Source organism: Bailinhaonella thermotolerans (assembly GCF_003594875.1).
GTDB lineage: Bacteria > Actinomycetota > Actinomycetes > Streptosporangiales > Streptosporangiaceae > Bailinhaonella > Bailinhaonella thermotolerans.
In genome coordinates, this window is the sequence record NZ_QZEY01000002.1 from 608969 (window position 1) to 621082 (window position 12114).

Genomic DNA, 12114 nt, shown 5'->3' on the forward strand with positions numbered 1-12114 from the left:
GGCGATAAGGTCGGGCCCATGCGGCTTCATGTGGGATGCGCGATGTGGACTCACGCGCCGTGGCGCGGGCGCTTCCTCCCCCATCCGCTCGCGCCGGCCGAGCGCCTGCGGGCGTACGCCACCTGGTGCAACGCGGTGGAGGGCAACACCACCTTCTACGCGACCCCGGCGAGGAGCACGGTGGAGACCTGGGCGGCGCAGACGGACGAGGACTTCCGCTTCGTCCTCAAGCTGCCCAGGACGATCACCCACGAACGCCGCCTCGCGGACACCGGCGAGGACCTGACCGCCTTCCTGGACGCGATCGAACCCCTCGGCCCCCGGGCGCACGCCCTGTGGATCCAGCTCCCGGCCGCGTTCGGCCCCACCGACCTGGGCTCTCTGGCGTCCTTCCTCCACCGCCTCCCCCGGGCCCACCGCTACGCCGTGGAGGTGCGGCACCCCGCGTTCTTCACCGACCCCCGCGCCGAGCGCCGCCTGGAACAGGTCCTCACCCGCGCGGGCGCCGAATGGATCCCCTTCGACACCGAGACCCTTTTCCGCGCCCCGCCCGCCACCGACGCCGAGCGCGAATCCTGGACCAAGAAACCACGCCTCCCCAGCCGCCGCGAAGCGCTCACGGCCCATCCCATAATCCGCTACATAGGCCGCGACTCCGCCGAGGAGACGGAGAACGGCTGGGCCCCCTGGACGGAGAAGGTCACCGCCTGGCTCGCCGAGGGCCGCTCCCCCACCGTCTTCATCCACACCCCCGACAACGCCGAGGCCCTCCCCCTGGCCCGCCGCTTCCACGCCCAGATCCGCACCCGTCTCCCCACCCTCCCCGCCCTCCCCACCCCCACGGAAACCGAACCCCTGACCCTTTTCTAGACGGGGCGGGAGGAGAGGGTCCGGCTCAATCGTCGTAGGGATTCCGCGCGCTGACCGCCAGGTGAACGATTCGCTTGACCTCGTCGCCACCGAAGGCCGGGTCGAGATCCAGGCCGAGCCGGGCGAAAAGCCCGGGAACCTCGTCGGGAGCCGGGGAGAGGGCCAGCGGCACGCCGGCCGCATCCTTGATCGGAAGGGTTCGCGCCTGCCTGAAGGCGACCGCGAGGGCCGTCCGGTAATCGGCGTGGAGACGGCCCTCGGCCGGAAGCCGGTAGGCGGGCCAGCCGTTGCCGCAGACGGTGGTGAGCATGCAGGTGGCGCTGACGTCGAAGCGCTGTGATGACCAGGTCGAGGACAACCCGAGCTCGACCTCCAGGGGCGAGTGCCGCCAATACCAGCAGGCGGCCAGGACGGTCGCGTAACAGTTCAGGCGCACGAGCCGGACATCCCATGGCTCGCCGCCTGGCGACGACAGCTCGTGCGCGGCATTGAATGCCGCGTAACCCGAGCACACCCCGATGTCGGACGGATCCAGTATGTCCACGCGCACCTTGATTGGCTGGTTCCTGCGCCTGGCGCGCATCGCCAGCTCAGGCAGCGTCCTGGCGCGCAGATAGGTGCCGGTGCCGCCTTTGAATTCCCAGAAATCGGTGTGCTCGCGCGCGGCCTCGAAAGCGGCCGCGATGGCCCGCTCGCCGGTCACCACTTCCAGCTCGGCCACTCCCGCCAGCGCGCCGCGCACATCGTCGAACCTGGTGACCGCCTCCTCCAGACGGCGCAGGGTCACCAGGCCCTTCCCGAGGCGATCCGCGGTCTCCCGGAGCGCCGCCCCCTCGGCTTCGCGCTCTTCGTTGCGCCGGGCGCGGTCGCGGATCATGGAGAAGGCCAGGACGGCCAGGGTGGCGAGCATGGCGTTTCCCATGACCTCGGCGTCGCTGAGGTTGAGGAGGCCGAGGACGCTGAAGACGACGGCGAGGGTGAGCGCGAGGTAGTTATCGACCTGGTCCCGAATCCTGGAAAACCATTTGCGCATGCCACCGCCCGAGGGATCCGGGACCGCCGCCATGGAACAGTCGACCTCTCCACAGAACCCATACCCGCTCCGGGATTTGGCGAGACATCAGATTTCCGCCACTCCGGACACAGCGGTCACGAAATGCGCGCGGCGATCTCAGGGCGTGGGCCGGCCTTTTTGCGGCAATGGGATAACGGGCGGTGTCACGCGCCGAAAAGGCGGGCGGCCAATTCTGACGACTCGAACTCCTCGACCATCGGGGCGGGGGCGGTGAGGCACCAGGCCTCGACGGTCAGCTCGAAGAGCTCGTCGGGGTCGATCTTGTCGAGGTGGACGACGACCCAGCCGAAGCGGCCGGCGTCGAACTGCCTCTCGAAGACATCGGGCCGCTCGGCGACCAGGGCGCGCTGCTCCTCCAGGGTGGCCTTGAGGCCGACGGTGCGGGTCTTCTCCCACAGGTAGCCGAAGCCCTTGTCGCGCACCTTGAAGGAGATCCAGTCGCCCCCCGCGCCCTGCTTCACCGCCGGCAGCCGCTCCAGCATCTCCAGGAACTCGTCAACAGTGACACCCATGCCCCATGGTCTACCAGCACCCGCCGACATTCTCCGCATCGGCGCCCGGGCCGGGGCGTACGGCCCGCCGTACGCCAGGGGGTACGGCGGGGGCGGTCAGGGGCGGGCGACGCGGGCGCCGGCCAGGAGGTGGGTGATGGCCTGGCGGTATTCGGCGCGGACCCGGGCCTTGTCGGGCTCCGGGGCCTCGGCGAGGGCCATGCCGGCGGCCCCGAGGATGTGGAAGGTGATGCGGGTCATGGGTTCCAGGGGCAGGGCGGGCAGGTGGCCGGCCGCCTGGAGGGTGAGCAGGAGCTGCTCGACCAGGCCGTAGGCGTACTTGAGCTCGAGCTCGTGCCAGCACTTCCAGCCGAGGGCGATCGGCCCCTCCTGCCACACGACGCGGCCGTAGACCGGGTCGCAGCAGCGGTCGAGGAACACGTCGAGGGCGGCCAGCGCGCCGTCCCACGGGTCGGCCTCGGTGGCGGCCGCCTCCAGGATGCGGGCCATCACGTCGGCCTCCAGGGCCTCCACCACCGCCTGGAAGAGGGCGGTCTTGCCGGCGAAGTGGTGGTAGACCGCGCCGCGGGTCGCCTGGATGTCGGACGCGACGTCCTCCAGGGCCGTGCCCGCGTAGCCGTACCGGGCGAACCGGCGCGTCGCCGCGTCGAGCAGCGCCGCCCTGGTCGCCTCCGAGTACTGCTCCCTGCGGCTCTTGACGGGTGGCATGCACGAAGAATACAACATACACAGTGTATGTAACCGACATTGAGTAGGTGTTTCACGATGGCGTGGAACGACGTACATCGCCGTCACCGCCTGGTCAGGCGGGTCCTGGACGGCGTCGCGGCGGCCGGGCGGCCCGAGGTGCCCCGTGATCTCGCGGCGGAGGTCGAGGCGGAGTTCGGGGGGCTCGGCGGGCTGCTCAGGGAGGTCCAGGCGCGGTGGTACCGGGCCTTCGACGCCCGGCTCGACGCGGTGCTGGAGGAGCGGCCGGCGGACCTGGCCCCCGCGCTGGCCCGGCTCCGGGGCGAGCTGGCCGCCGCGATGCCCGCGGCCCGGCTGCTGCTCGACGCGCACCACGACCACCCGGACCTGGCCGCCCTGCACGCGCGCCACCGCCGCACCCTCGCCGCGGCGGGCGCGGCGGGCGCGGCGGGCGCGGCGGATCCGGCGGACGCGGCGACGCTTCCCCCCGCCGACGCCCCCGCCCCGCAAGCCCCCGGGAACGCGCGGAACGCGGAATCCGCGCGGAACCTCCACCCGGTCCCGCCCCGGCGGGCCGTCCCCGCGGCCTCACCCGCCGCCTCGCCGCCCGCGCGAGCCGTACGGCTGTGCGGGCGGCTGCCGTTCCCGCGCCGTTCGTGCGCATGACCATCGGAGGACACCGATGACCGCGACCCCCGAGACGATGTTCAACCCGTTCGAGCCCGGCTTCACCGACGACCCGTACCCCGCCTACAGCCGCCTCCGCGAGGCCGACCCGGTGCAGGAGCACCCGCTCGGGTTCTGGATCCTGTCGCGCTACGAGGACGCCGCGGAGGCCCTGCGCGCCGGCCTCTCGGTGGACGAGGGGCGGATCCGGACCGGCCCCCTGGCCGAGGTCCGGGACCGGCTGCGGAGCCAGGACCAGGGCACCCTCACGCTGTCCATGCTCGACCGGGACCCGCCCGACCACACCCGGCTGCGTTCCCTGGTGTCCCGCGTGTTCACGCCGCGCCGGATCGCCGCCCTCGAACCGGAGATCGCCCGCCTCGTGGACGGCTACCTGGACGAGATCGAGGAGGCCGGCCGGGCGGACCTGGTGACCTCGCTGGCGTTCCCGCTCCCGTTCGCCGTGATCTCCCGGATGCTCGGCACGGACCCGGCGGAGCACGCGGCGATCCGGGACATGAGCGGCACCCTCGTGCGCGCCCTCGAACCCGTCTTCGAGGAGGAGGTCCTCGACGCCATCGACCGGGCCAGGGCCGGCCTCGACGCGGTCGCCCGCGAGCTCATCGCCCGCAAGCGCGCCGAGCCCGCGGACGACCTGCTGAGCGCGCTCATCGCCGCCGAGGAGGACGGGGACGTCCTCAGCGACGACGAGCTCGCCGCCCAGGTGGTCCTGCTGTACGTGGCCGGGCACGAGACGACGGTCAACCTGATCGCCGGCGGGACCGTCGCGCTGCTGCGCAACCCCGGCCAGCTCGCGCTGCTGCGCGCCCATCCGGAGCTGGGCGCCAACGCCGTCGAGGAGCTCCTCCGCTACGACAGCCCGGTCCAGCAGACCCGGCGCGTCACCGTCGAGCCGTACGCCGTGGGCGGCCGCGTCATCCCGCCGGACTCGTTCGTGTCCGTGGTGCTCGCCTCGGCCAACCGCGACGAGTCCTTCTGGGGCCCGGACGCGGACCGGCTCCGCCTGGACCGCCCCGACGCCCGCCGCCACCTCTCCTTCGGCGGCGGCCCGCACTTCTGCCTGGGGGCCCATCTGGCCCGGCTGGAGGGCCGCGTCGCCCTGACCCGGCTGACCTCCCGCTTCCCCGGCCTCGCCCTCGACGGGGAGGTCACCTGGAACGGCCGCATCAACCTCCGCGGCCCCGCCACCGTCCCCATCACGACCGGCTGAGCCCGGCCCCGGCGCAGCTCCCCCGAGCGGCTACGACAGGTCCGGCGCGCCCTCGAGGGCGTGGGCGCGGAGACGGTCGGCGAGTTCGAGCTGCTGCAGAGGGGTGAGCCGGACCGGCCAGACGGCGGGCAGCATCATGACGTCGCCGCCGGGAAGGCGCACGAGGTCCACGGGAAAGGGAGGGGATTCGACCACGCCCCCGATCATCCCAGCCGGCCCCGACAATCCCGCCACGGCCCCCGCCCCCGGCGATCACCGGGCACCCCGGCCCGCCCCGCCCCGCTCCGCCCGGCGGCCGGATCCACCGGCGCCCCGGCCGGAGAGGCGAGGGGTCATCGAACGCCGCACGTCCCCGCCGCGACGACGATGAGCCCCCTGACCTCGCGGGTCAGGGGGCCTCGGTGGGCGATACTGGGTTCGAACCAGTGACCCCTCGCTTGTAAGGCGAGTGCTCTACCGCTGAGCTAATCGCCCGCGCCGACAGGCCGCCGGATCTCGTCGCGACGGCCTGAGCACTATGGGAGTACACCTTACGGCAATCGGGACCCCTCCGAGACCAGCCCCGGTCCCGCCTCACGCCGGGGAGCGGCGCCGGGCCGCGCCTGCCGTACGCCGGGGCGGGGTCAGGTGAGAAGGGGCCAGAAGTCGCGGGAGGCGGTGGCGCTCCAGACGGGGTCGCCGTGGCCGTAGCCGGGGACGAGCTTGAAGACGGAGCGGGGGATCAGGGCGGCGCCCTCGGGGTGGTCGCCGCGGCCCAGCCCGGCGTTGACCCAGACGACCTCGGCCTCGATCGCGGCCCAGTCGATGGAGTACGACGGGTCGGCCGCCCAGACGGCGAAGAGGTCGCACAGGAGGGCGGTGACGACGATGCCGCTCCCGGCGCGGCGGAACGCCTCGTCGAACACCGTGAGCGGGGTGTGCGCCAGCGCGAAGCGGTCGCGTGCGGGGACGTCGCCGAAGGCGTACGAGCCCGCGCCGATCCCCTGCTTGTAGATCCAGTTGAACAGGCCCGGCGTCTTCGCGGTGTGGACGAGCGCGTAGTGCGCCGCCCCCGCGTTGGTCAGGGGCTCGCCGGTGGGATGGCGCACGGGGAACGCCGCGGCCGGGCCCGCCGGGTCCGTCAGGGCCGCCCGGATCAGCGCGCCCGTCGAGTTGCCCGCGCCGTGCACCCCGCGCTCGGCGAGCCCCCGGCAGGCGGCCAGGCTCGCGCGCGCCCGGTCGCGCAGGTCGCCCGGAGGGTACGGCCCCGTCGTGTCGATCACCAGGACCCGTCCCAGGCGCCCGGGCGCGGTCGCGGCGAAGTCCAGGGCCAGGGCGCCGCCCGCGGAGTGCCCGAGCACGTCGTACGGCATCCGCAGCGCCCGGTCCACGGCGGAGACCACCTTCGCCACGTCGCGGCGGTGCTCGGCCAGCCCCCATCCCGCCAGTTCGGCCCCGTTGTGCCCGGCGGGCAGCGACGCCTCCCTCGGCGTGATCCCGATGACGAGGTACCCCCGCTCCCGCATGAAGTGGGCCAGGTTCCGCTCGCGCGGCGTGAAGTAGTTCGCCTCGAAGTTCAGCCCGCCCCCGGGCAGCATGTACAGAATCCGGCGAGGGGCCCGCCGCGTGCTCACGAGCACGTCCACGACCAGCGGCCACGTCTCGTCGCGCACCTCGACCCGGGTCCGCGCCCACCCGTCGCCCCGCTCGGCGGGCGGCGCCTTCCCCGGCCCTTCCCCCAGCGCCGCGACGGCCCGGTCACCGGGCCCGGTCTCCGCCGAGGCCGCCGGCGGCGCCCCGGCCACCCCGGCGAGCGCGCCCAGGAGCGCCACGATCCACAGGACCCGCACAGCCACCTCCCGGCCGACGTCCGCCCGATGTCACCCCCACCCTGAAGAACGATCGCGGCCCGGGCAAGGCCCATCTCGGTCCTCCTGGCCGCGGAGCGGCGCCGGGGCCGCCGGTCCGGGCGGCCGGGTCCCCTACGGCCGCTGTGACACCGTCTCGACCAGGTGGCGGACGACGCCGGCCATGGCGGCGCGGGCGGGGGCGAGGTACTTGCGGGGGTCCACCAGGGAGGCGGACCCGGCCAGGGTCTCGCGGACGGCCCCGGTGAAGGCGATGTTGAGGGCCGTGCCAATGTTGATCTTGGTCATCCCCGCCGCGACGGCGGCGGCCAGGGCCTCGTCGGGCACGCCGGAGGAGCCGTGCAGGACCAGCGGGACCGGGAGGGCGTCCCGCAGGGCCGTGATCAGCGAGAGGTCCAGGGACGCCGTGCGGGACGTCATGGCGTGGGAGCTGCCGACCGCGACCGCGAGGGCGTCCACGCCGGTCTCGGCCACGAACGCCGCCGCCTCCGCCGGGTCCGTGCGCACGCCGGGCGCGTGGGCCCCGTCCTTGCCGCCGACCTCGCCCAGCTCGGCCTCCAGCCAGAGCCCGCGCGCGTGCGCCCAGTCCGCCGCCTCCCGCGTGGCCTTGACGTTCTCGTCGTACGGCAGGGCGGAGGCGTCGAACATCGCCGAGCTGAAGCCGCAGTCCGGCGCCCGGCGCAGGAGGTCCGCGTCGGTCACGTGGTCCAGGTGCAGCGAAGCCGCGACCGGGGAGTCCTCGGCCAGCGCGGCGACCCCCGCCGCCAGCGGGCGCAGCCGGCCGTCGTGGAACCGCACGGCGTTCTCGCTGATCTGCAGGATCACCGGCGCGCCCGCCCCCGCCAGGATCGCTTCGGCGTGCTCCAGGGTGATCACGTTGAACGCGCACACCCCCCGCCCCGAGCCCCGGGCCTCCGCCACGATCGAACCCGTGGAGACAAGCGGCATGACTACTCCAATCCCTAGATATCGGTAAATCGTCCTCCGGCGCCCGCGCCCCGCCCTCCCGTACGGCGGCGCGCCCCGCCCGCCGTACCGTGACGGGCCCGCGCGCTCGTGCCGTACGGCGGCGGCTCAGCCGGACGAGGGGGCCATGAGCTGGGTGACCTTCACGTGGGGGCGGAGGCGGGTGTACGCGGGCAGGTCCACCGAGCCCGCCACCGGGGTGAGGACGGCGGAGGCGGACAGGGCCACGGCGTCGGCGAGCGTCTCGGGCCACGGGGTCCCGGTGGCCAGCGCCCGGGCCAGGGCGGCGGCCGCGGCGTCCCCGGCGCCGGTGGGGTTCCCGCGCAGGGTCTCCGAGGGGACCGCGCGCCAGGCGCCCCCGGGGGTGAAGGCCACCAGGCCGCGCGGGCCGTCGGAGACGACCACGGCCTCCGGCCCCGAGGCGAGCAGGGCGGCGCCGTCCTCGGCGGCGGCCTCGGGGCGGCCGAGCATCCGGGCCAGCTCGTGCACGTTGGGCTTGACCACGTCGGGCCCGGCGGCCAGCGACTCGCGCAGCGCGGCCCCGTCGGCGTCCACGATGACCCGCGCGCCGGCGGCCCGGGCGGTGGCGCACAGCACGGCGTACGCCGACTCGGGGACCCCCGGCGGGAGGCTTCCCGACAGCACGACGACGCGGTAGTCCCCGATGAACCGCTCGAAGTGGGTGACGAACAGCGCCCACTCCGCCCGCGACACCACCGGGCCCGGCTCGTTGAACACCGTCGCGTCCCCGTCGTCAGCGGACATGATCGTCACCGAGCGCCGGGTCTCCCCGCCGATCGCGACGAAGTCCGTGCGCACGCCTCCGGCCTCCAGGTCGTTGGCCACCCGGGCCCCGACGGCGCCGCCGATGAACCCGGTGGCGGTCACCGGCTCGCCGAGCGCGGCCAGCACCCGGGCCACGTTCGCGCCCTTGCCGCCGCCGCGGCCCGAGACGACCGAGACGCGATGGGAGGACCCGGCCACGAGTGACGGCACGGAGTAGGTGACGTCGAGCGCGGCGTTGAGCGTCACGGTGAGGATCACGCGATCACCTTCCGGGGGGACGAGGGGGTTCTCTCCACGATCACGCCAGGACCTCCACCACGTCGAGCCCGTCGTCCAGGACGGCGAACTCCGCGGCGAGACCCGGCTCGATCCGGCCGCACGGCAGCCCCAGCAGCCGCGCGGGCACGTCCGAGGCGTACGCGCTCGCCTCGGTGATCGGCAGCCCGGCCCCGAGCACGGCCCGCTTGACCGCGTCGCCCATGGTCAGCGTGCTGCCCGCGAGGGAGTCCCCGTCCGCGAGCACGGCCCGGCCGCCGGTGACCCTGACCCGCTGGGGGCCGAGGGTGTACTCTCCGTCGCCCATCCCCGCCGCCGCCATCGCGTCGGTGATCAGCGCGATCCGGCCCGGGGCGAGCCGCGTCAGCGCGCGCACGACGGGGAAGTCCAGGTGGAGCCCGTCGCAGATGACCTCCAGCACGGCGTCCGGCGCGTCCGCGCCCGCGATCACCGGTCCCGGCTCGCGGTGGTGCAGCCCGCGCATGCCGTTGAAGGCGTGCGTCAGCACCCGCCCGCCGGCCGCGAACCCGGCGCTCATCGCCGCGTAGTCCGCGTCCGAGTGCCCGAGCGCCGGGATCACCCCGCGCGCCCGCAGCTCGCCGATCAGCTCGCCCGCCCCGGGCAGCTCCGGCGCGACGGTCATCATCCGGATCGTCCCGCGCCCGGCGTCGAGCAGCCGGCGCAGCACGCCGGGGTCCGGCGCGAGCAGGTAGCGCGGGTCCTGCGCCCCGCACCGGGCGGCCGCCAGGAACGGCCCCTCCAGGTAGCCGCCCACGACGTGCCCGTCCGGGGTCGCGCCCGCGGCGGTCAGGTCGGCGATCCACCCGGCCGCCTCGGCGAGCCGTTCGACGGGGCCGGTGACCAGCCCGACCAGGGTCCGCGTCGTCCCGTGCCGCCGGTGGAACGCCACCGCCGCGGCCATGTCCTCCCGCGAGTCCCCCATCGAGAACCCGCCGCCGCCGTGGGTGTGCAGATCGACGAACCCGGGGACCAGCCACGCGCCTCCCAGGTCCCGGTCGGCGGGCCGGGGCGGCCGCCCCTCCCCCACCGCCTCGATCAGCCCGCCCGACACGCTCACCCAGCCCGGCTCCAGCACCCCGCCCGGGGTCACGACCCGGGCCCCGGCGATGATCACGCAGCCCATCCCCTTCCAGCCATTCCACGGTCCCCTTCGCATCCGGTACGGCTCCCGCCCGCGGTCCCGGGACGCCCGGGCCCGCCCCGCGCCGCCGTGCCCGGCACTCCGGCACGGCACGCGCCCGGCTCACGAGGCGCGGCGGCGCGGCCGGGCCCCCCACGGGGCCCGGTGCGGCCCGCCCTCCCGGCGGCCGGGGCGGGGCGGAGGGCGGGCCGCGGGGTCATGACCAGTCCGAGCCGGCGTCGGGGTGGCCGGCGGCGCGCCAGGCGAGGATGGCGGCGCCCATCATGCCCGCGTGCGGGCCGATGGCGGTGGCCCGGACGGGCGGGGCCTCGCGGAAGGCCAGGCGGCTCGCCAGCGCCGCGCGGACCGGCGCCAGCAGGCGCTCGCCCGCCCCCGCCAGCCCGCCGCCGATGACGATCAGGGCCGGGTCCAGGAGGAGGGTGTAGGTCGCCAGGCCGATGCCCAGCGCCTCGACCGCCTCGTCCAGGACGCGCTTGGCCACCGGGTCCTCGTCCGCCGCCGCGACGACCTGCTCGGCGGTGAGTCCCCCGCCGTGCCGCCGGGCGATGGCCGAGGCGCTGGCGTAGTTCTCCAGGCAGCCTCGCTGGCCGCAGGCGCAGGGCTCGCCGTCGGGCCAGACGGGGGTGTGGCCGATCTCGCCGCCCCAGCCGCGCGAGCCCGCGTAGGCGGACCCGCCGAGCACCATCGCGGCGGCCATCCCGGTGCCGATCGGCAGGCAGAGGAAGTCGGTGACGCCGCGGCCCGCGCCGTACACGCCCTCGGCCACTCCTCCCGCCCGCACGTCGTGGGCGAGCGCCACGGGGACGCCGTCCGGCACGAAGTCGGCGGCGGGCACGTCCCGCCAGCCCAGGTTGGCGGAGTACAGGGCGACGTTCGCCACGGAGTCCACCAGGCCGGGCACGGCGATGCCGACGGCCGCGGCGTCCCCGTGCGCGATCAGGTCGCCGGCGAACCGGCGGATGTCCTCCACGACGGTCGCCGAGCGGCCCGTCGGGCGGCGTTCCAGCGCGCTCACCCGCCCGAGACGGTCCACCAGCGCGCCCTTCATCGACGTTCCGCCTACGTCGATGGCGACGACGTGTTCACCCACCGATACTCCTCTGTTCCCGGTCGATCCGGGCAAGACCCGGACGACATGTCGCTCAGGTAAGGATGACCGACCGGGTGAGGTTGCGCGGCTGGTCGGGGTCCAGCCCCTGGGCCTCGGCGAGGGCGACCGCGAGCCGCTGGGCGCGGATCAGGTCGGCCAGCGGGTCGCCGGCGGACTCGACGGCGGTGGCCCCGGTGGCGCGCACGTCGTCGAGCAGGCCCTCGGGGGCGCGGCCGAAGGACCAGATCAGGCTGCGCTCGTCGGCGACGCTGATCGGCCCGTGGCGGTACTCCATGCCGGGGTACGCCTCGGCCCAGGCGCCCGCGGCCTCGCGCAGCTTGAGCCCGGCCTCCTGGGCCAGGCCGTTGGTCCAGCCGGCGCCGAGGAAGGTGTACTGCCGGCGGTCCAGCGCGTTCTCGGGCAGGTCGGCGGCGAGCGCGTTCTCGGCCTGGGCGACCAGGTCGTCGGGGGCCTGCCCGAGGTGGGCGCGCAGCAGCACCAGGCCGGTGGTGGCGAAGCGGGTCTGCACGACGGACTTCTCGTCGGCGAAGTCGAGCACGACCACCTGGCCGGCCACGTCCATGATCGGCGTGTTCGGGTCGCCGGTGATCGCGGTCGTGGGCGAGGAGGTGGCCTCCAGCGCGGCGAGGACCTCGGTCGTCGTGCCGGAGCGCGTGATCGCCAGGACCCGGTCGTACGGCCTGCGGGGGAACTCCGACGCGGCGAAGGCGTCCGTCTCGCCCTGGCCCGCGCGCTCGCGGAGCACGGCGTAGGCCTGGGCCATGTAGAGCGAGGTGCCGCACCCGATCACGGCGACCCGCTCACCGGGCAGGGGCAGGCCGGCCGCGGAGGGGGCGATGTCGATGGCCCGGCGCCAGCAGTCCGGCTGGCTGGCGATCTCCGCTGCGACGTGGGACATGCGCGTTCCTCTCTTCGGCGTCACTCG

At 75.0% G+C, this 12114-nt stretch carries 13 protein-coding genes and 1 tRNA gene; 3 read left to right on the forward strand and 11 right to left on the reverse strand.

Going from position 1 to position 12114, the window contains the following annotated elements:
* Positions 1–18: 18 nt before the first annotated feature.
* Positions 19–870: a DUF72 domain-containing protein gene (locus tag D5H75_RS07850; RefSeq protein ID WP_119925647.1), complete on the forward strand. Its 852-nt coding sequence runs from the start codon at positions 19–21 to the stop codon at positions 868–870.
* 25 nt (positions 871–895) lie between these two features.
* On the opposite strand, the gene D5H75_RS07855 is transcribed toward D5H75_RS07850, so the two are convergent.
* The 3 genes from D5H75_RS07855 to D5H75_RS07865 all read right to left on the reverse strand — a co-directional run bounded on the left by D5H75_RS07855 (position 896) and on the right by D5H75_RS07865 (position 3165).
* Positions 896–1936: a hypothetical protein gene (locus D5H75_RS07855; RefSeq protein ID WP_119925648.1), complete on the reverse strand. Its 1041-nt coding sequence runs from the start codon at positions 1934–1936 to the stop codon at positions 896–898.
* 152 nt (positions 1937–2088) lie between these two features.
* Positions 2089–2427, reverse strand: a complete 339-nt coding sequence (locus D5H75_RS07860) for an MmcQ/YjbR family DNA-binding protein (protein ID WP_422673504.1) — start codon at positions 2425–2427, stop codon at positions 2089–2091.
* 126 nt (positions 2428–2553) lie between these two features.
* Complete coding sequence (locus tag D5H75_RS07865; RefSeq protein WP_119925650.1) at positions 2554–3165, reverse strand: TetR/AcrR family transcriptional regulator; 612 nt, start codon at positions 3163–3165, stop codon at positions 2554–2556.
* A gap of 57 nt (positions 3166–3222) precedes the next feature.
* Here D5H75_RS07865 and D5H75_RS07870 point away from each other — a divergent pair, with 57 nt between their 5' ends.
* Together D5H75_RS07870 and D5H75_RS43995 are read left to right on the forward strand one after the other, a co-directional pair.
* On the forward strand, positions 3223–3810 hold the full coding sequence (locus D5H75_RS07870; protein WP_119925651.1) for a hypothetical protein: 588 nt from the start codon (positions 3223–3225) through the stop codon (positions 3808–3810).
* A gap of 16 nt (positions 3811–3826) precedes the next feature.
* A complete protein-coding gene (locus D5H75_RS43995) occupies positions 3827–5041 on the forward strand; it encodes a cytochrome P450 (protein ID WP_119925652.1) in 1215 nt (404 codons plus the stop codon).
* A gap of 30 nt (positions 5042–5071) precedes the next feature.
* On the opposite strand, the gene D5H75_RS41350 is transcribed toward D5H75_RS43995, so the two are convergent.
* The 8 genes from D5H75_RS41350 to D5H75_RS07910 all read right to left on the reverse strand — a co-directional run bounded on the left by D5H75_RS41350 (position 5072) and on the right by D5H75_RS07910 (position 12087).
* Complete coding sequence (locus D5H75_RS41350; protein WP_202637926.1) at positions 5072–5236, reverse strand: hypothetical protein; 165 nt, start codon at positions 5234–5236, stop codon at positions 5072–5074.
* 207 nt (positions 5237–5443) lie between these two features.
* Positions 5444–5515: transfer RNA gene (locus D5H75_RS07880), tRNA-Val, on the reverse strand.
* A gap of 149 nt (positions 5516–5664) precedes the next feature.
* Positions 5665–6870, reverse strand: a complete 1206-nt coding sequence (locus D5H75_RS07885; protein WP_119925653.1) for an alpha/beta fold hydrolase — start codon at positions 6868–6870, stop codon at positions 5665–5667.
* Positions 6871–7002: 132 nt separating this feature from the next.
* Positions 7003–7836, reverse strand: coding sequence for a class II fructose-bisphosphate aldolase (locus D5H75_RS07890; RefSeq protein WP_119925654.1), 834 nt, complete (start codon positions 7834–7836; stop codon positions 7003–7005).
* Between the two features lie 126 nt (positions 7837–7962).
* Positions 7963–8898, reverse strand: coding sequence for a 1-phosphofructokinase family hexose kinase (locus D5H75_RS07895; RefSeq protein WP_119925655.1), 936 nt, complete (start codon positions 8896–8898; stop codon positions 7963–7965).
* Positions 8899–8938: 40 nt separating this feature from the next.
* A complete protein-coding gene (locus tag D5H75_RS07900) occupies positions 8939–10051 on the reverse strand; it encodes an N-acetylglucosamine-6-phosphate deacetylase (protein ID WP_242454050.1) in 1113 nt (370 codons plus the stop codon).
* 223 nt (positions 10052–10274) lie between these two features.
* Entirely contained in the window at positions 10275–11168 is an 894-nt protein-coding gene (locus tag D5H75_RS07905; RefSeq protein WP_119925657.1) for an ROK family protein, read from the reverse strand.
* Positions 11169–11220: 52 nt separating this feature from the next.
* On the reverse strand, positions 11221–12087 hold the full coding sequence (locus tag D5H75_RS07910; protein ID WP_119925658.1) for an SIS domain-containing protein: 867 nt from the start codon (positions 12085–12087) through the stop codon (positions 11221–11223).
* Between the last annotated feature and the right edge of the window lie 27 nt (positions 12088–12114).

Bases quoted from the DNA above. Each gene is read 5' to 3' on its own strand.
- D5H75_RS07870 (WP_119925651.1), top strand. From the start codon at position 3,223: ATGGCGTGGAACGACGTACATCGCCGTCACCGCCTGGTCAGGCGGGTC.
- D5H75_RS07850 (WP_119925647.1), top strand. From the start codon at position 19: ATGCGGCTTCATGTGGGATGCGCGATGTGGACTCACGCGCCGTGGCGC.
- D5H75_RS43995 (WP_119925652.1), top strand. From the start codon at position 3,827: ATGACCGCGACCCCCGAGACGATGTTCAACCCGTTCGAGCCCGGCTTC.
- D5H75_RS07910 (WP_119925658.1), bottom strand. From the start codon at position 12,087: ATGTCCCACGTCGCAGCGGAGATCGCCAGCCAGCCGGACTGCTGGCGC.
- D5H75_RS07865 (WP_119925650.1), bottom strand. From the start codon at position 3,165: ATGCCACCCGTCAAGAGCCGCAGGGAGCAGTACTCGGAGGCGACCAGG.
- D5H75_RS07855 (WP_119925648.1), bottom strand. From the start codon at position 1,936: ATGGCGGCGGTCCCGGATCCCTCGGGCGGTGGCATGCGCAAATGGTTT.
- D5H75_RS07890 (WP_119925654.1), bottom strand. From the start codon at position 7,836: ATGCCGCTTGTCTCCACGGGTTCGATCGTGGCGGAGGCCCGGGGCTCG.
- D5H75_RS07860 (WP_422673504.1), bottom strand. From the start codon at position 2,427: ATGCTGGAGCGGCTGCCGGCGGTGAAGCAGGGCGCGGGGGGCGACTGG.